This window comes from Bradyrhizobium sp. Ce-3 (assembly GCF_022835695.1).
In the GTDB taxonomy this organism is placed as follows: Bacteria; Pseudomonadota; Alphaproteobacteria; order Rhizobiales; family Xanthobacteraceae; genus Bradyrhizobium.
In genome coordinates, this window is sequence record NZ_BQUV01000002.1 from 40,202 (window position 1) to 58,026 (window position 17,825).

The window sequence follows — 17,825 nt, forward strand, 5'->3', positions numbered from 1 at the left end:
TCCGATTCCAGATTCCAGCGCGGCTCGGCTCGCTTGCCGCACGCGGTCAACGCCCGGGTTCCGAAAGCGATCCACGGCGGTCGGATTTTGGAACCGAGGCCCGCGTCGTTCGTTTCGCTCATGATGCGTTCATCCTCATGATGCGATTGTCTCCATGAGCGAGGCCGGCCGCGGGAGCGGCTCCGTCTCGGCTCGCACGCACAGGAGGCTGCGATGGCAACCAGGTCGAATCTTTCGAAGGCTGAACTCGCGCGCAGCGTTGCCGGCGCCGCGTCAGCGTTGGTGCTGAGCGCGCTCGCTGTGTTCGTTGCCGCACATCATCTGAGCGGCGGCTAGGCCGGTCACTAAAGCAGGAAGGTCCCGATCAGCAGGCCGGCCGCAAAGGCCCAAAGCCCGAGGGTGCAGGCCGAGATGACCCGGGCGAAATTGCGCAGATCGACGTCTTGCATCGCAGTGCGGGTCTGATGCGGCACGTGGAGGCACCCCCGGCGGTGGCAGCCTTTGACCGCTGCCGCCAGAAGCCTGTTCCCGGGAGGTGCCCAAATGAAGGCAACCGGCAGTGCCGCCGATCACGCATTTGCGAGGAGTTGCCCTCAAACACCCAGTATGCCGGTCATGCCGCCCGCCGCTTGCGGGTCCGCCTGTCTATCCCTCGTCGTTCGGCTCAACGACCTCGAACCTGGACCGGCTGAAGCGGCCCAATCCGCCGAGCTCGTAATAGCCGTCTCGTTCGATATCCCTGGTCACTTCGTAGACGCGTCCGAGCGAGAGCGTGTCTCGCTGCAAGGTGTTGTCGACGCACCGAACGTGAAGAGTCTTGCCGGCCTCGGCCATGCGCTCATCCTGAATTGTTGGTCTGGTTCGGCGTTACGTATCGCGCAGCGCCGCGATCGCAACCGGTCTCCCCGCCATGGACCGATCACGAAATTTCGTTCGGCAATTTCCACTCCGGCGCCGGATCGCAGACTTCGCCGTCGCCGGGAATCTGCTTCATGTGGTAGCCGGCCGGAAGCACCATGCCCGGTGCCGCGTCCGCGACCGGAACATCGAAGACCAGCCCCGAGATCAGAGCATGCTCCCAGGCCTGCTTCTCCGTCGGAAAAGTCTGGTCGATTTGTCTGTCACGATCGAACAGCGCGTAGGGCATCTGGCATCCTCGCTGCAGGCGGCTCGTGTATCGCCTGCCTGCATGAAAAAAAAACGCCTGGCGCCGGGCGGCGTTCCTAAATCCGGCAGGACGAGAGCCGCTGCGGTCCACAGCAGCCATAGAATCGCTGTCCCATGCAGCCCAGGATCGCGAAGGCGGGGGAGTCACCGCCATGTCCGCGCTGCCCAGGAACCGGACGCCCGCGCAGGGAATGGATTTCGATCTCCCGAACCGCTACGTAGCTTGACGATCCCGGCCCTCACACCAATTGGCGTCACCTCATGCTGACCGCATTGCCCCTCGCTCTCAGTTTGGTCCTGCTGCTCGCGCTGTGCGGGTGGATGTCCTATCGATTAGGCTTTCGGGACGGACGCGAGCAGGGCTTGACCGATTCCTATGAGCTCTACGTGACCAAGGCGGGTGCGGCGACGGACGGGCGGCCCGGCAAGCAAGGACCCGACCAGATGCCGTTCAGGATCTCGTCCAGCGCGCGTGTCGCGATCGGATCAATGGTTTTTGCGCTGGTGTCGAGCGCCGTCCTTTATTTGGTTCCTGCGAGCCCGCTCGATCCGCACCTCGTCCGCGGTGCCTTCCGCCTCTACCAGGGACATGCCTATCTCATCCCCGTCAAATACGTGGACGGCGCGCTCGATGCCGCCCGGCTGTATGAAGACGACAAGCTGCTTGGGCCGGCGAACAGCGTCCAGCAGGAGATCATCGACAAGGGCGCCGGCCGCTTCTCGTTTTACCGGGATACCTGGAATTATTTCGGTCCCGCCCTAATGTTCTCGACGAGCGACAACAGCGACCCGAACACCAACGGCAGGAAGTACCGCCTCAGGTGAGGTGATCCGGAGGCGTCCGACGCCGCCGGACAGGGCGCATTGCCAAAACATCGAAAACAACCCCATGCACAGTAGCCGGCGGCGTGCCGGCATTCGACACGACGACTTGACATGTCGGGCAACTCAGCTGCATCATTCTATTATTCCGAAATAGCATAGCTCAGCGCCTCACCGGCTTGTGGGATGTGGCCGTAGCCATGCGCGCTTGCCCGGCGCTCGCAGGGACGACATTGGCTTGGGGCCTGCGTCCAGCAACTCCGCCGAACTTCGCGATTGCCGGCTGCCTCATCTTCGGGCAATGACTGCGGGCAATGAACAAGAGCTTCGAGGAAACTGCCGCTCGCCTGGCGCCGGCGATCTTTGTCGTGCTGTGGAGTACGGGATTCATCGGCACCAAATACGTCGTCAACAATGCGGAGCCGCTGACCTATCTGGCGATCCGGATGGCGTTGGTGGTAGCCGTGATGGCGCTCATCGCCGCGGTCGCACGGCCGAAATGGCCGGACCGCACCGGCATCTTCCACAGCGCGGTGGCCGGCATTCTGGTGCACGGCTTCTATCTCGGCGGCACCGCGATTGCGATCGCGCATTCGATTCCGGCCGGGCTCTCGGCCTTGATCCCGGGCCTGCAGCCGATCCTGACCTCGACCATCGCCAACCGCTGGCTCGGCGACCGCGTCACGCCGCTGCAATGGGGCGGGCTGCTGCTCGGCCTCGCCGGCGTCGTGCTGATCCTGCACAACCGGCCGATGACGGGCGAGGCGGGGTGGGGCTGGCTTGCCTCCGGCGTTTCGCTGATCAGCATCACCCTGGGCACGCTCTATCAGCGCCGCTACTGCAACCAGATTGATTGGCGCGCCGGCAATCTCGTGCAGTACGTCGCGGTGACGATCTTCTTCGGCATCGGGGCCTGGCTGTTCGAGAGCAATGTCGTGCATTGGACCAGCGAGTTCGTGCTGGCGCTGGCCTGGCTGGTGTTCGCGCTCTCGATCGGCTCGATCGGGCTGCTGTACTGGCTGATCCGTCACCACGCCGCGACCTCGGTCGCGAGCCTGTTCTATCTGGTGCCGGCGGTGACCGCGCTGATGGCCTATGTTCTGTTCGGCGAGAAGCTCGACCATGTCGCGATCGCCGGCATGGCTGCCTGCGCCGCCGCGGTGCTGGTGGTCAACCGCCGTGCCTGATCCTTGTTCTAATCCTTGCCGCGGATCTTGGCGTAAGCCGCAAGCGCGCGTTCGCGGCCTTGCTTGTGGTCGACGATCGGCTGCGGATAGGCCTTGCCGAGCTCGACGCCGGCGCTCGCAAGCTCGATCGGCGTCGCGGTCCAGGGCTGATGGATCAGGTCATTGGGGAGCTGCGCCAGCTCCGGCACCCAGCGCCGGACATAGGCGCCGTCGGGATCGAACTTCTCGCCCTGCAGGATCGGATTGAAGACGCGGAAATAGGGTGCGGCGTCGGCACCGGAGCCGGCGACCCATTGCCAGTTCGCCGGGTTGGAGCCGGCATCGGCATCGACCAGCGTGTCCCAGAACCATTGCTCGCCGGCGCGCCAGTCGATCAGCAGGTGCTTCACCAGGAACGAGGCCACCACCATGCGCACCCGGTTGTGCATCACGCCGGTGTGCCAGAGCTCGCGCATGCCGGCGTCAACGATCGGGTAGCCGGTGAGGCCGCGCTGCCAGGCTTTCAGCGCACGCGCGTCGCGCTTCCACGGGAACGCGTCGAAATGCTCCTGCAAATTCCGCGCGGCGAGGTCGGGCACGTCGAACAGCAAATGGCGGCAGAACTCGCGCCAGCCGAGCTCGCTGAGGAACTTATCGATGTCGCCGGCGAGGCGCGGGTGCTCGGCGGCGGCGAAACGGGCCGCATACCAGAGCTGGCGCGGGCTGATCTCGCCGAAACGCAGATGCGGCGAGAGGCGCGAGGTGCCGTCGCGGCCGGGCCGGTCACGGTCGTCGGTGTAGCCACGAATGCCGTCATCGAGGAACGCCTTGAGCCGGGCCTGCGCCGCGGCTTCGCCCGGGGTCCAGGTCTCGCGCAAGCCGCCGGCCCAGTCCGGCCTGACAGGCTCGAGCTGCCAATCGTCGAGCGTCTCGCTCGCGATGTCGCGGATCGACGTGAGCTTTTTCGGCGCCGGCAGCGGCTTGGGCGGATCGCCGAGGCTCTGCACGCGCCGCCAGAACGGCGTGAAGACACGCAAGCCGCGATTGTCCTTGTTGCGGATCGCCTTGGGTTCAACGAGCAGGTCGCCGGGGAAAATTTGCGAGTCCACGCCGTCACTTGCGAGCGCGGATTCAACATCGCTCGCAATCGTTTGATGCGGCGTCTGCACGATCTCGTTCCAGAACACGGCGCGCGCATTGGTCTCGCGCGCCACGGCGGCGATCACGGACGCGGCCGGACCTGTGCGCAGCACCAGCGTTCCGCCGATCGCCTCAAGGCTCTTGCGCAGTGCGCGCAGCGACTGCGCCAACCACCAGCGCGCCGCGCCCCCGAGGGGGCGCGCGGCCGGCGGCTTCAGGGCACGGCTTTCGTCGTCGCGGACATAGAGACCAACCACGGGCGCGCCGCGGCTGGCCGCTTCGTGCAGGGCCGGGTGATCCGACAGCCGCAGATCGTCGCGGAACCAGACGATAACAGGCTGTGCGCGGGCCACCCGGACGCTGTCTGCCGGCCGTTACTTCGGCTGCGGCACGATGCGGATGTAGGGCTTCGGTTCTTTCCAGCCCTGCGGATAGATCGTTTTGGCCTCGTCGTTGTTGACCGAGCCCGCGATGATCACGTCCTCGCCCTGCTTCCAGTCGGCCGGGGTGGCGACGCGATGCTTGGCGGTGAGTTGCAGCGAGTCGATGACGCGCAGGATCTCCTGGAAGTTCCGGCCGGTGGTCATCGGGTAGACCAGCACCAGCTTGATCTTCTTGTCGGGGCCGATGATGAAGACGTTGCGGACGGTCTGATTGTCCGCCGGCGTGCGGGTGAGGGGATCGCCGGAGGTCGAGGCCGGCAGCATGTCGTAGAGCTTCGAGACGTTGAAATCGGTGTCGCCGATCATCGGATAGTTCGGCGCGGCGCCCTGGGTTTCCTTGATGTCCTCGGACCATTTGGCGTGGCGATCGACCGGGTCGACCGACAGGCCCATCAGCTTGACGCCGCGCTTGTCGAATTCGGGCTTCAGGCGGGCGAGGGTGCCGAGCTCGGTGGTGCAGACCGGGGTGAAGTCCTTGGGATGAGAGAACAAAAGCGCCCAGCTGCTGCCGATCCAGTCGTGGAACTTGATCTTTCCTTCGGTGGTTTCGGCTTCGAAGTCGGGGGCGACGGCGCCAATCTGAAGTGCCATGATTTTACCTCATCTCTTTGATGTTGCTGCTAAAATTGTATTTGAGGTGGTCGGTTCCAGTATAGGACGCGAAAAGGCTTAAGTGAACGGCTTCTGAAAGAAGATGAAACATTTCTCCTTGAGGGTGGAATTCCAAGCAACTTGTTTTGATCCGTACCCCTGCGGCGAAATATCAACTGCGGCACAAAGGTTTGGAAAATGCCCAGATAATGCCGCTTATCGCCGTCATCACGCCGGACCCGGCTGCTATAGGACTGAACCGTGACAGCTTCCAAAGCGACCAAATAGCAACCATCTAAAAATCTCGGAACCCAAGTTCCGAATCATTAACCACTCGTTTACGCCCGCATGGAAAAGCTGGCCTAAGATAGGAATTGAAAGCTCCCACAATGTCTACCCCAAGTACCAAGACCGCTGAGGCTCTCAGCGGTGCGTTGCATCCGTCCTGCCGCAAGACCGCCGCCCATGCGCTGACCATCGTGCGCGACGGCGTCATCACCGGCGAAGGCCCGACCACCAAGGGCCGCATCCATTTCTCCCGATCGCTCGATGCCGATGACGCAGCCTGGTGCGCGCGCATCCTGACGGCGGCCGCGGTCGAGCATCAGCCGGTCAGCCGGGCCGAGATCGAGGCGCTGTTCGCGATCAACGAGGCGGCTGCCGAGCGCAGCGACGGCGGCCGGTTCGACGACCTGCTCGCCAAGGCCATCGCCCATCACGCCGCCTCCGAGTCGGGCCTGCCGGTGCCGCCGCGCACCGTGGCGCTGTCGGCGGACACCGACATCGGCCGCTGGGCGCCGACGCAGGGCACCAAGATGGACACCAAGGTTCTCGAGTGGATCGCCGGCCGAATGCGCGGTCAGCGCCGCACCGGTCGTGCGCTGGCGGCAATGGTCGCGACGCTGGTCGGCGCGACTGCGCTTCCGCTCGCGGCGCAGCTGCCCAACGTGTTCGACATCGGGATGATGTAATCGTGATCATCCGGGATGATGCCTGCATCATCCCGGACGAAACGGCTTCAAGCGAGAGCGGCGGGGATCACTTCCCCGCCGTTTTCTGTTTGCCGTCGCTCTCCTCGAGCCCGAGCGTCCGCCCCGGGAACCCGGCAACGTCGAAATAGCGGGTCGAGAGCACGCGCTGGAATTTCAGCACGGTGCGCAGGCCGTTGGCCGACGGTTTCTTCGACATCAGGGTGCCCTCGGCCATCTTCGGCACGATGCCGTTCGGCAGTGCCTCCGACATCACCCGGCCGATCAGCCCGCCATTGTTCGGCGCGCGCAGGCCGAGCAGTTGCGCCGCGGTCATGCCGACATCGGCATTGCTGACCGGCAGCGGATCAACATAGCCCGCCTTGAAGTCGGGGCCGATCGCCGCGGTGAAGTTGTAGGTGTCGCCGCGGCTGAAGCTGCCATGCATGCCCTGGCCCTGGCGCAGCACGGTGTCGGCGATCTGGACCGAGCAGTTGGTCGGGATCGGGCAGCCGCTCGACCAGGAGCGGAAGTTGACCACGATCGACGGGTTCGGCGTCACCGCCTTGCCCTTCAGATTGAGGTTCGACATCGGCAGCGTGCCGGGGAAGTTGCCGAGCTTGTCGTCGACGAAGAGACCGCTGACATAGTCCTGCTCGAGCAGCGCCTTGATGACGCGGTCGGCGAGCTTCTTGTCGCGGTTCGGCAGGTAGATCAGGTCCGAGCCGCCATTGGTCGCGACCACGACGTCGGGCTTGGTCGGATCCTGGCCGAGCACGCCGTTGCCGGCCTTCGGGTGGGCGTTGTCGGCGACCTTGGCGTTCTTGTCGTTGGGGTCGAACAGCGGCAGGTTCAGCGCCTTGGCGAGATCGATCGCCAGGAAGCCCATCGGGAGGAAATCCTTCGGCGTGTCGTCGTAACTGATCTTGGCCGAAGGGCTGGTCTTGCTCTCCTTCGAGATCGTCGAGAAGCCGTGGTCGGAGGAGACCATGATGTTGGTGGTGGCGGACAGCCCGAGCTCGTCGAGCGCCTTGCGCAGCTGGGCGAGGTTGTCGTCGGCATTCTTGATGCCGGCCATCGAGGTCGGGCCGTTGATGCCGGGGGTGATGGTGTTGAGGCTGTCGCCGGTGTTGTGCTGGCTGCCATCCGGATCGCGGGACCAGAACACCAGCACGAACGGCTTGTTGCGCGCCTTGAACATCGGAAGCACGACCTTGGTCGCGACATCGGCCATGTAGGCCTGCTGTGCAATGTTGGCGACGGTGGTGCCGGGCGTCTTGGCGTCGCCCGCCTTGGCATTGTCGCCGCGGCTCGGCGTGGCGAGCGGCAGGCCGGCCTTGGTCAGCGCGTCCTTCATCTCGTCGGAGAGCGGCACGCCGGTCTTGCCGCCGGTGGAATCGTCGACCACGATGGTGTTCTTGCCGCGATCGGTGTGGTCGAACAGCAGGGTCGGGCCGACCTTGCCGATGGCGGCGGTGCTGAAACCCTGGCCGCGCGCCATCTTCAGCAGCGTTTCCTCGTTGAGATAGTCGCCGTTGAAGTGATCGTCGATATCGGCGAGCACGGCGTCGTTCTCGATGAACGGCACCACGGTGTCGCCGGCGGGCACCGAGGTGTAGCCGGTGAAGATCGTGTTGGAGAAGGTGCCGGTGTCGCCGAGATAATGGCCGGTCGACAGCGCCGAGCTGTTCGCCATCGTGAAGGTCGGGAACAGGGAGTGCGAATTCTTGAAATGGACGCCCTTGTCGCGGATCTCGGCCATCGCCGGCGCGGTCTGCGGCGTCACGATGCCGCCGCGCAGGCCGTCAGGAACGAACAGGATGAGGTTGCGCGGCTTGGCGTTTTGCGCCGAGGCGGCGCCCGCTGATAGCGCGATCATGCTCGCGGACAAGAGTGTGATGGCTCGGCGCATTCTTTATTCCCCCTGATGATGCCCGCGACAGATCGCCGCCGCCTTCGTTTAGTTTTGCCACATGACAGAATTGTTACATGAATTTCTCCACGCCAAAACAGCTCGATTTCGGCTGCGGAATGCCGGTCAACATGCCGTCATTCCGCAGGCTGGGTCGCGGTTCTCTCATTCTGCGCGGCGCTGCCGGCATGCCCGTACCGTGCATAGAGCGCGGGCAGCACGGCAAGCGTCAGCAGGGTCGCGCTGATCAGGCCGCCGATCACGACGGTGGCGAGCGGCTTCTGCACCTCGGCGCCGGTGCCGGTGGCGAATGCCATCGGCACAAAGCCGAGCGAGGCGACCAGCGCGGTCATCACCACGGGCCGGAAGCGGGTGAGGGCGCCTTGCTCGATGGCCTCCCGCATCGGCACGCCCTGATCGCGCAATTGCCTGATGAAGCTCAGCATCACGAGCCCGTTCAGCACCGCAACGCCCGACAGCGCGATGAAGCCGACTGCCGCCGAGATCGAGAACGGCATGCCGCGCAGCAACAGCGCGGCGATGCCGCCTGTCAGCGCCAGCGGTACCGCGCTGAACACCAGGAGCGCATCGCGCACTGACCCCATCGCCGCCAGCAGCAGCAGGAAGATCATGGCGAAGCAGGCCGGCACCACGACGGCGAGGCGCTGGCGCGCCGCCGCGAGATTCTCCGACTGCCCGCCCCAGGTCATCCAGCAGCCGGGCGGCAGCTGCACCGATTGCGCCACCCTTGCCTGGGCTTCCTCGACCACCGAGCCGAGATCGCGGCCGCGGACATTGGCCGTCACCACGATGCGGCGCTTGCCGTTCTCGCGGCTGATCTGGTTCGGCCCCTCGGTGAAGGAGAATTGCGCGACGCGGTTGAGCGGCAGGCTCTGTACCGGCGAACTCGGCGTCGCCTTCGGCAAGGCGACCGGCAGATTGCTCAACGCCTCGAGATCGGAGCGCACGCTCTCCGGCAACCGCACCACGATGTCGAAGCTGCGATCGCCCTCGTACACGACGCCGGCATCCTGGCCGCCGACCGCGGCACCGATCACATCCTGGACTGCCGAGACACTGAGCCCACGCCGCGCAATCGCCGCCTTGTCGACCTTGATCTCGAGCACGGGCAGGCCGCTGGCCTGCTCGACCTTGACATCGGTCGCGCCCCGCACGCCGCGCAGCGCGGATGCAACCTGGTTGGCGGCCTTCTGCATCGGCTCGAACTCGTCGCCGAACACCTTGACCGCGATGTCGCCGCGAACGCCGGCGAGCAATTCGTTGAAGCGCATCTGGATCGGCTGGGTGAACTCATAGACGTTGCCGGGCAGGCGGCCGACCGCCTTCGAGATCTCCTCGATCAGCTGCTCCTTGGTCAGCGATGGATCGGGCCACTGCGCGCGCGGCTTCAGGATGATGAAGGTGTCGGACGCGTTCGGCGGCATCGGGTCGCTTGCCACCTCCGCGGTGCCGGTCTTGGAGAAGACGAATGACACCTGCGGGAAGCGGCTGACGGCCTTTTCGACCGAGAGCTGCATCGCCTGCGACTGCGACAGCCCCGTGCTCGGAATCCGCAGCGCGTGCATGGCGATGTTCTTCTCGTCGAGCGAGGGGATGAACTCCTGGCCGAGGCGGAAGAACCCGAACAGGGCGGTGGCGAACAGCACCACCGCCACGGCGATGATGGGCAGGGGCGTTGCCACCGCGCGCCGGAGCAGCGGGCTGTACCCGCGCTTCAGTGCGGCGACGAGCCAGTTCTCCTTCTCCTGCACGCGGCCGGTGATGCCGATCGCGATCAGTGCCGGCACCAGCGTCAGCGACAGCACGAACGCGGCCGCGAGCGCGAGGATCACGGTCAGCGCCATCGGCTCGAACATCTTGCCCTCGACGCCGGTGAAGGTGAGCAATGGCACATAGACCAGCAGGATGATGGCCTGGCCGTACAGGCTCGGCTGCACCATTTCGACGGCGGAGGCCCGCACGGTCGCCAGCCGCTCGTCGCGCGTCAGCACGCGGCCGAGCGCGTGCTGCTTCTCGGCAAGGTGACGCAGGCTGTTCTCGGTGATGATGACGGCGCCGTCGACGATCAGGCCGAAATCCAGCGCGCCGAGGCTCATCAGATTGGCGCTGATGCGCCCTTGCCACATGCCGATGGCGGTCATCAGCATCGCGATCGGGATCACCAGCGCCGTGATCAGCGCCGCCCGGAAGTTACCGAGAAGCACAAAGAGCACCGCGATCACGAGCAGCGCGCCTTCTGAGAGGTTGCGCGCGACGGTGCCGACCGTCGCATCGACCAGCTGGGTGCGATCGAGCACGGTCTCGACCTTGACGCCCGCCGGCAACGACGGCGTGATCGCGCGCAGCTTGGCGTCGACCGCGGCCGACACCGTACGGCTGTTGGCGCCGATCAGCATCAGGGCGGTGCCGACCACGACCTCGCGGCCGTTCTCGCTGGCGCTGCCGGTGCGCGTCTCGCCGCCGATCGAGAGCGTTGCGAGGTCGCGGATCCGGACCGGGACGCCGCCGCGCGTGGTGACGACGACGGCGCCGAGTTCCTCGATGTTCTCGAGCCGGCCGCCGGAGCGGACCACGAAGCCTTCGCCATTGCGTTCGATATAGCGTGCGCCGCGGCTGACATTGTTGGTCTCGATCGCCTTGGCGACGTCGGCGAACGTCAGCCCGAGCGCGATCAGCTTCGCCGCATCGGGATGGACCTGGTACTGCTTGAGGTAGCCGCCGATCGAATCGACGCCGGCGACGCCCGGCACCATCTTGATCTGCGGCTTGATGATCCAGTCCTGCACCGTGCGCAGATAGGCGTCCTTCTCGACCTCGCTCTGCAGCACCTGGCCGTCCGCCGTCAGGAAGCGGCCGTCGCTCTGCAGGCCCGGCGCACCGTCGGTCTGCACCGTCTGGCCGGAGTAATGCACGGTCCACATGTAGATTTCGCCGAGGCCCGTCGAGGTCGGCCCGATCCGCGGCTCGATGCCTTGCGGCAGGCGCGCGCGCACTTCGGTGAGGCGCTCGCCGACCTGCTGGCGGGCGAAATAGATATCGGTGGCTTCGCTGAACACCGCCGTGATCTGCGAGAACCCGTTGCGGGAGAGCGAGCGTGTGCTTTCCAGCCCCGGCGCGCCGGCCAGCGCCGTTTCGATCGGGAAGGTGATCTGCTTCTCAATTTCCGCCGGCGACAGCGCCGGGGCCACGGTGTTGATCTGGACCTGCTTGTTGGTGATGTCAGGCACCGCGTCGATCGGCAGCTTGGTCAAGGCGAGGCCGCCGAAGAACATCAGGATCGCCGCCAGGGTGACGACCAGCCAGCGCCGCTGGATCGCCAGACCGATGATGCGCTCAATCATGGCCGTGCTCCGCCTCGTCCTTCTCGACCTCGGCCTTCAGCGTGAAGGTGTTCTGCACCGCGATGGTCTCGCCGGCGGCAAGGCCGCTGACGATCTCGATATCGTCGTCGTCCTCGCGGCCGGTCCGTACCGACCTCGCCTCGAAGCCGTCGGCATCGCGCACGAACACGGTCGGTGTTCCCTTGATGGTTTGGATCGCCTGCTTCGAGACGATCACGGTCGACGCCGCGCCTGACAGTGGGACCTCGGCGGTCACGAAGGTGCCCGGCTTCCAGCGGTGATCCTTGTTGGGCAGGGTCGCGATCACGCGGGCGTTGCGGGTCTCGCGGTCGAGCAGGGGGCTGACGAAGATCACGCCGGCATTGGCTTCATCCTCGGTGCCGATGGCGCGGATCTTCACCGAAACGCCTTCGCGGACCGCGTTGATGTCCTCCGGCGAAACCGCCAGATCGACCCAGATGTCGTCGAGATTGACGATGACGTAGAGCTCGCTTTCCTGGCCTTCGCGCCCGATCAATCCGCCGAGATCGACGCGCCGCTCGGACACCCGGCCGCTGATCGGCGCACGCAGGAACTGGGTCCGCAGGCTTTCCGGCGGCTGGTTGGGCAGATCGGCGATCTCGCTATCCGACAGTCCGAGCGCAAACAGCTTCTGCCGCGCGCCGTCGAGCTTGATCTGGGCGTCGTTCGCGCTCAGCCGGGTGCGCAGGAACTCGTTCTCCGACACGATGCGGGTCTCGACCAGCGTCTTCTGCCGGGCGTACAGGGTCTGCTGCAGATCGTTGGTCAGCCGCGCGGCGAGGTATTCGCTCTTGGCGTCGGCAACCTCGCGGCTCTCGATCGCGGCGACGATCTCGCCCTTCTCGACCACGTCGCCGAGACGCTTGCGCAGTTCCGTGACGGTTGCGAGCACACGGACCGAGACGCGGCCGATATGGTCGGCGTCGGGGATCAGCGATCCCGGCGCCAGGAAATGCCGCTTCAGCATGCCGCCGCTGGTTTGCGCGAGCGTGATGCCGGATTCGCGAATCTGGTCATCGCTCAGCTCGATATGTCCAGGCGCTTCATGCTTGGCCCCGGATTTCTCTGGATCAGCGGTCGCAATCTCCTGCGACGCCGGGAATTTGAGCGGCCAGCCGATGCCTCCGGCGGCCAGAAAGACCAGTGCAATGCCGGCGGCGACGCCGGCGAAAAATAGAACAACCCGTTTCATATGCGCCTCTCCGCAGCGCCGGCCATTCGGCCGTGCGCTGTCGCGACATCGATCTGTGCGGAAGCGTGCGCGCTGCCCAATGGCAGTCGCGCACGGCCGGTCATGCCGACCGGATCAGGCGCGGGGTGGTTTGAAGGGAGAGAGGCGCTCGGCCGATGCCGGCAGCTCGATGCTGCCGTCCCCATAGCGATGCGGCGCATAGGCGATGGGGAACGCGGTTTCCTGCGCAGCGACCGAGGCGACGTGCGTCAGGCAATGATCGCCATGCGGCGAAGCCGGATGGGCGGGAGCCTTGCCGCCGGTGTCGTTGATCGACTGTGCGATCGCGAAGCCGGCAGCTGCATCGTCATCGCCGTCGAAGGCCCAGCCGTGGAAGAACGACAGCACGAGCGCAAGCGAGATCAGTCCCGCAAGCAGGCTGCGCCAGCGGCGCGATCCCGTTGCGCGAGAGGAAGACTGAATCATGCTGCGCGAAACGTCCATGGCGCCTACTTAGCGCCGTGGCCGCGTGCATTCAAGTTTGTCGCCGCGACACATTGGCCGTGGATGCTATAACATTACACGCTGTCGGCGGTTCGGCGCAGCAACCACCGGCGCGCGGCGACGACGGCCCAGATCGCTTCGACGAGGCCGAACGGCCACGCGCCCTGCAGGAAACCGTAGGCCGAGCCGAGAGCGCAGGACACCGCGAAGGCCAGGATGAACCACGGGCTGCGATCTTCGGCTGCGTAGCAGACCAGCATCATGGTGACGGCAAACAGGCCGAACAGCGTCAGCGCATCCATTCCGCAGCAGAACTCCGGTTTCAACGGTGTTGATATCTGAGCATGCCTGGGATGGAATATCCATCCAGCGTCGCCGTCGCCCGAAAGGACCGCCTCCATGAAGCGCATGCATGTTCACGTCGCCGTCAAGGACATCCCGCAATCGGTCGGCTTCTACTCGGCGCTGTTTGGCGCCGAGCCTTCGGTCGTCAAATCCGACTATGCCAAATGGATGCTCGACGACCCCAGCGTCAACTTCGCGATCTCGACGCGCGGCCGCGAGCCGGGCCTCGATCATCTCGGCATCCAGGTGGAGAGCGCCGAAGAACTCGGCGAGGTCTATGGACGGCTGCGCATGGCGGGCGGCGAGGTCATCGAGCAGGGCCAGACCGTGTGCTGCTATGCCAAGTCGGAGAAGTCATGGATCGACGATCCCGCGGGGATCGCCTGGGAGACCTTCCACACCACCGGCGAGAGCATCGTCTATGGCGACGGCAGCGGCGAGCGGACCGCACGCGTCGCGCATGAGAAGGACGGCAAGCAAGGCGCGTGTTGCGCCCCGCAGGGCCAGGCGGCAGCGCCCGAGGCTTCGGCTTGCTGCAAGTCGTGAGCGCCGCGCCTGCGCGCTCGCATGCCAAGGGGGCGAAGCACTTGTAGCCCGGATGAAGCGCAGCGAAATCCGGGAGCGCACCAACCGCTGAAATATTTCCCGGATTGCGCTTCGCTTCATCCGGGCTACGCATCACGAGTGGAGGCGCCCCGTCGGCGCAACCGGCTACCGCTGTAAGCAAAGGCTTAATGCCTGCGACATATTATCCCGGCGACTATTCCCCTCCGTGCTAACAGCCCCTTAACCATGCGGCTTTTGCCAATCAAGGACCCTGAGCGGTCCTGGCGTCTCATCAAGGCACAATGGAAGAAGGACGCTGAAGGCGTCGGAGAGGATTTTGCCACCTTCGGCGGCATCGCTGCCTTTGAAGCTCTGACCGCCAAAGAAGACCCCCAGGGACTCTATCACCTGATCGACGGGGAACGGGTCCATGCGGTCTGCCAGGTCAGGCGCCTGCTGATGAGCCGCTATTCGGCGCCGGCCCTCAGCGCGCGCTTCATCAATGTGTCTCCGATCTACGATCTGGGCCTCGCGAATACCGGCGACTATGCGCAGATGCTCGTGGCGCTGTTCTCCGGTGTCGTCTGGCTGTCGCGCGATGCGTTGTCGGCGAACCACATCCGGTTTCTCTTGAAGAGCCCGGGTGACTCCCAGTTCTTCGCCGCGCTCAAGGCGGTGACGCCGTTCTCGCCATTCTCGAAATTCACCATCGAAGGCGCGCTGATCGAGTGCAGCCTGAGGGAGACGACGACAGCGTCGCCTGCGGCGGTCGCGTCCTGAGCATTTGCCGCCGATCGCGTGCAGGTGCGCATTCACCTTAACCGTCCGATAACTGATTTTCCTAACGACCCCTTGGGTTGTGCTCCCGTACAAGGGCACGCGCAGGGGCAGGAAAATGTCGGTTGTTTCAACGAACAGCGTGATGCCGGAACACCGGCGGCTGTCGATCAAAGGTGTGTTGCGCGCCATCAGGATGGGTGCCGTTCAGTGGCTCGTCCTGAGTGCCGCGCTGCTGGTGCTCGCGATCACGCTCGGCACCGGCTATCTCGCGCTGCAGTTTCGCGAGCGCGCGCTGGAGATGTCCGAACGCGAGCTCAATAACACCGCGCTGCTGCTGTCACGGCATTTCGACCAGCAGCTCACCGACCTCCAGCATGTCCACGACGACATCGTGAACTATCTGCGGTCGGAGCAAGTCGAGACCGCCGATCAGTTCGAGAAGAACATGTCGCTGCTGAGCGCGCACGAGATGCTGCGCACGCGGCTGGCGGCGCTGCCGCATGTCGGCGGGCTCAATCTGTTCAGTGCCAAGGGATGGCTGATCAACTCGTCCGAGATGTGGCCGGTGCCCGACGTCAGCATCTCCGACCGGCGCTATTTCCAGGAGTTCACCTCGGGACGGCCGACGTCGCCCGTCATCGTCGAGCCGGCGATGAGCAAGGTGACCGGCAACTGGACCACGATCTTCGCGCGCAAGATCACCGGGCGCAATGGCGAGATCATCGGCTTTGCGAGCCGCGGCGTCGAGCCGAGCCATTTTGAGGATTTCGTCGCCTCGCTGGCGCTGAGCGGCGACACGGTGATTTCGATGATCCACCGCGACGGCACCATCATTGCGCGCTATCCGCAGGATGTCGACGTGATCGGCCGCAACATCATCGACCTGCCGGTGTTCCAGAAGGTCATCAGCTTTGGCGGCAACATGTCGGGGCGGTTCCTTGGCGCTTCAGGCGAGGAGAACGTCGGTGCGGTCAGATCGCTGTCGCATTTTCCAATCCTGATCCTCGCCACCACGAAGACCTCGAGCGCGCTGGAGGACTGGCGCGCCCAGACCAAGCTGCAATTCTGCGCGGCCGTGCTGGCGGTGCTGATCATCAGCTTCGCAGTCTTCCTGATCGTCCGCCAGCTGCAGCGGCAGCACGATGCGGCGCAGCGCCGGCTGTCCGAGAAGAGCCAGCATCTCGACACCGCCATCAACACCATGACGCAGGGGCTGCTGCTGTTCGACGCCTCGGCGCGGCTCGTGATCTGCAACCAGCGATACATCGACATGTTCGGCCTGTCGCCCGATGTCGCCAAGCCCGGCTGCTATCTGCGCGATCTGATCCTGCACCGCCAGGCGATCGGCTCGTTCGTCGGCGATGTCGACGAATACTGCACGCGGTTCACCAATCCCAAGGGTGACGAGATCCGGGACTCGGTCATCATGACGCCGGACGGCCGCAGCATCCGCCTGATCTACAAGCGCGCGCCCGACGGTGGCTGGGCCACCACGCTGGAGGACGTCACCGACGGGCGGCGTGCGCAGGCGCAGATCGAGTATCTGGCGCACTACGACGCGCTGACCGGTCTGCCGAACCGGACGCTGTTCCAGCGCCACGCGGAAGCGTTGTTGCGCGAAGCGGCGGTGCGCGAGTTCGCGATCCATTACATCGATATCGATGAGTTCAAGCGGATCAACGACACGCTGGGCCATCTGATCGGTGACGAATTCCTCCGGCGCGTCGCCGAGAAGCTGCGCCAGTCGGTCGGGTCGAACGATTTCATCGCACGGCTCGGCGGCGACGAGTTCGCGATCGTCCAGCACGACATCATGTCGGATGACGATGTCAGCGACCTGGTCGCGCGCGTCTATCAGTCGCTGCGCACGCCGTTCGATTGCCTTGGCCATTGGCTGTCGAGCGATGCCAGCATCGGCATTGCGATCGCGCCGCGTCACGGCTCCGATCTGTTCGGCCTGCTCAAATGCGCCGACCTCGCCATGTACGCCGCCAAGGCGGCCGGCCGCAGGACCTATCGGTTCTTCGATCCGGCGATGGAGAAAGAGGCCAATCTGCGCCGCGCGCTGGAGGCCGATCTGCGAACCGCGTTGGCCGGCGGCGGCTTCGAGCTGCACTACCAGCCGCTGGTCGATCTGCGCAGCGACGAGGTGACCGGCTGCGAAGCGCTGCTGCGCTGGCGCCATCCGGTGCGCGGCATGATCTCGCCGGCGGACTTCATCCCGGTCGCCGAGGAGACCGGATTGATCGAGGAGATCGGGCAGTGGGTGCTGCGCACCGCCTGCATCGAGGCCGCCTCCTGGCCGGCGCATGTGCGCCTCGCGGTCAACGTCTCGCCGATCCAGTTCAAGTCGGAGACGCTGGCGCTGAAGGTTGCGGGTGCGCTCGCCGAGAGCGGGCTCGACCCGCGCCGGCTCGAACTCGAGATCACCGAGGCGGTGCTGATCGCCGATGACGACGCGGCTTTGGTCACGCTCGGCCAGCTCCGCGCGCTCGGTGTCCACATCGCGCTCGACGATTTCGGCACCGGCTACTCGTCGCTGCAATATCTGCAGCGCTTTCCGTTCGACAAGATCAAGATCGACCGCAGCTTCGTCAAGGAAGTCACCCGCAACAGCGGCTCGGCCTCGATCATCCGCGCGGTCGTCTCGATCGCCGCCGACCGCAACATGATCACGACCGCCGAGGGCGTCGAGACCGATCAGCAGCGCGATACCGTGCAGATGCTCGGCTGCACGCAGATGCAGGGTTATTTGTTCAGCAGGCCGGTTCCGGCGCAGGATCTCCGGACACTGCTCGCGGCTGATGACGTTGAAGACGCCGCCTGAACGGCTGTCGCGCCGGTCAGGAACAATCCGCGCCGTCTCCGATTGGGAGTGAAGGCTCCT

General features: G+C 65.1%; 17 protein-coding genes. 7 read left to right on the forward strand and 10 right to left on the reverse strand.

Features of this window, described 5'->3' with window-relative positions; genetic code table 11:
• Positions 1-213: 213 nt before the first annotated feature.
• On the forward strand, positions 214-336 hold the full coding sequence (locus tag BRSPCE3_RS35995) for a hypothetical protein (RefSeq protein ID WP_283843086.1): 123 nt from the start codon (positions 214-216) through the stop codon (positions 334-336).
• Between the two features lie 8 nt (positions 337-344).
• Here BRSPCE3_RS35995 and BRSPCE3_RS36000 read toward each other — a convergent pair whose 3' ends face one another.
• From BRSPCE3_RS36000 to BRSPCE3_RS06505, 3 genes are all read right to left on the reverse strand, one after another.
• Positions 345-473, reverse strand: coding sequence for a hypothetical protein (locus BRSPCE3_RS36000; protein WP_283843087.1), 129 nt, complete (start codon positions 471-473; stop codon positions 345-347).
• A 172-nt stretch (positions 474-645) separates the two neighbouring features.
• Positions 646-834, reverse strand: coding sequence for a hypothetical protein (locus BRSPCE3_RS06500; protein ID WP_244065004.1), 189 nt, complete (start codon positions 832-834; stop codon positions 646-648).
• An 85-nt stretch (positions 835-919) separates the two neighbouring features.
• The gene (locus BRSPCE3_RS06505; RefSeq protein ID WP_244065005.1) at positions 920-1,267 is read right to left on the reverse strand and encodes a hypothetical protein; all 348 of its coding nucleotides are present in this window, start codon (positions 1,265-1,267) and stop codon (positions 920-922) included.
• Between the two features lie 161 nt (positions 1,268-1,428).
• Between BRSPCE3_RS06505 and BRSPCE3_RS06510 the strand changes: the two genes are divergently transcribed.
• Both BRSPCE3_RS06510 and BRSPCE3_RS06515 read left to right on the forward strand, forming a co-directional pair.
• On the forward strand, positions 1,429-1,992 hold the full coding sequence (locus BRSPCE3_RS06510; RefSeq protein WP_244065006.1) for a hypothetical protein: 564 nt from the start codon (positions 1,429-1,431) through the stop codon (positions 1,990-1,992).
• A 311-nt stretch (positions 1,993-2,303) separates the two neighbouring features.
• The gene (locus BRSPCE3_RS06515) at positions 2,304-3,176 is read left to right on the forward strand and encodes a DMT family transporter (RefSeq protein WP_244065007.1); all 873 of its coding nucleotides are present in this window, start codon (positions 2,304-2,306) and stop codon (positions 3,174-3,176) included.
• 8 nt (positions 3,177-3,184) lie between these two features.
• Here the strand turns inward: BRSPCE3_RS06515 and BRSPCE3_RS06520 are convergent, their stop codons facing one another.
• Positions 3,185-4,648 (reverse strand): deoxyribodipyrimidine photo-lyase, encoded by a 1,464-nt coding sequence (locus BRSPCE3_RS06520; protein ID WP_244065008.1) that lies wholly within the window; start codon positions 4,646-4,648, stop codon positions 3,185-3,187.
• 21 nt (positions 4,649-4,669) lie between these two features.
• Positions 4,670-5,329: a peroxiredoxin gene (locus BRSPCE3_RS06525; RefSeq protein ID WP_244065009.1), complete on the reverse strand. Its 660-nt coding sequence runs from the start codon at positions 5,327-5,329 to the stop codon at positions 4,670-4,672.
• 389 nt (positions 5,330-5,718) lie between these two features.
• Here BRSPCE3_RS06525 and BRSPCE3_RS06530 point away from each other — a divergent pair, with 389 nt between their 5' ends.
• Positions 5,719-6,300 carry a hypothetical protein gene (locus tag BRSPCE3_RS06530; RefSeq protein ID WP_244065010.1) on the forward strand — a complete coding sequence of 194 codons (582 nt, stop codon included), beginning with the start codon at positions 5,719-5,721 and terminating at the stop codon, positions 6,298-6,300.
• 67 nt (positions 6,301-6,367) lie between these two features.
• On the opposite strand, the gene BRSPCE3_RS06535 is transcribed toward BRSPCE3_RS06530, so the two are convergent.
• From BRSPCE3_RS06535 to BRSPCE3_RS06555, 5 genes are all read right to left on the reverse strand, one after another.
• Entirely contained in the window at positions 6,368-8,209 is a 1,842-nt protein-coding gene (locus BRSPCE3_RS06535; RefSeq protein ID WP_244065011.1) for an alkaline phosphatase family protein, read from the reverse strand.
• Positions 8,210-8,346: 137 nt separating this feature from the next.
• Positions 8,347-11,571, reverse strand: coding sequence for an efflux RND transporter permease subunit (locus BRSPCE3_RS06540; RefSeq protein WP_244065012.1), 3,225 nt, complete (start codon positions 11,569-11,571; stop codon positions 8,347-8,349).
• Positions 11,564-12,784, reverse strand: a complete 1,221-nt coding sequence (locus BRSPCE3_RS06545) for an efflux RND transporter periplasmic adaptor subunit (protein ID WP_244065013.1) — start codon at positions 12,782-12,784, stop codon at positions 11,564-11,566. The genes BRSPCE3_RS06540 and BRSPCE3_RS06545 overlap by 8 nt, the downstream gene beginning before the upstream one ends.
• 114 nt (positions 12,785-12,898) lie before the next feature.
• Positions 12,899-13,267 carry a hypothetical protein gene (locus BRSPCE3_RS06550; RefSeq protein ID WP_244065014.1) on the reverse strand — a complete coding sequence of 123 codons (369 nt, stop codon included), beginning with the start codon at positions 13,265-13,267 and terminating at the stop codon, positions 12,899-12,901.
• 74 nt (positions 13,268-13,341) lie between these two features.
• A complete protein-coding gene (locus BRSPCE3_RS06555) occupies positions 13,342-13,569 on the reverse strand; it encodes a hypothetical protein (protein ID WP_212023510.1) in 228 nt (75 codons plus the stop codon).
• 97 nt (positions 13,570-13,666) lie between these two features.
• Here BRSPCE3_RS06555 and BRSPCE3_RS06560 point away from each other — a divergent pair, with 97 nt between their 5' ends.
• The 3 genes from BRSPCE3_RS06560 to BRSPCE3_RS06570 all read left to right on the forward strand — a co-directional run bounded on the left by BRSPCE3_RS06560 (position 13,667) and on the right by BRSPCE3_RS06570 (position 17,765).
• Positions 13,667-14,158 carry an ArsI/CadI family heavy metal resistance metalloenzyme gene (locus BRSPCE3_RS06560; RefSeq protein WP_244065015.1) on the forward strand — a complete coding sequence of 164 codons (492 nt, stop codon included), beginning with the start codon at positions 13,667-13,669 and terminating at the stop codon, positions 14,156-14,158.
• 255 nt (positions 14,159-14,413) lie between these two features.
• On the forward strand, positions 14,414-14,938 hold the full coding sequence (locus tag BRSPCE3_RS06565; protein ID WP_244065016.1) for a hypothetical protein: 525 nt from the start codon (positions 14,414-14,416) through the stop codon (positions 14,936-14,938).
• A 115-nt stretch (positions 14,939-15,053) separates the two neighbouring features.
• On the forward strand, positions 15,054-17,765 hold the full coding sequence (locus BRSPCE3_RS06570) for an EAL domain-containing protein (RefSeq protein WP_244065017.1): 2,712 nt from the start codon (positions 15,054-15,056) through the stop codon (positions 17,763-17,765).
• Positions 17,766-17,825 lie beyond the last annotated feature (60 nt).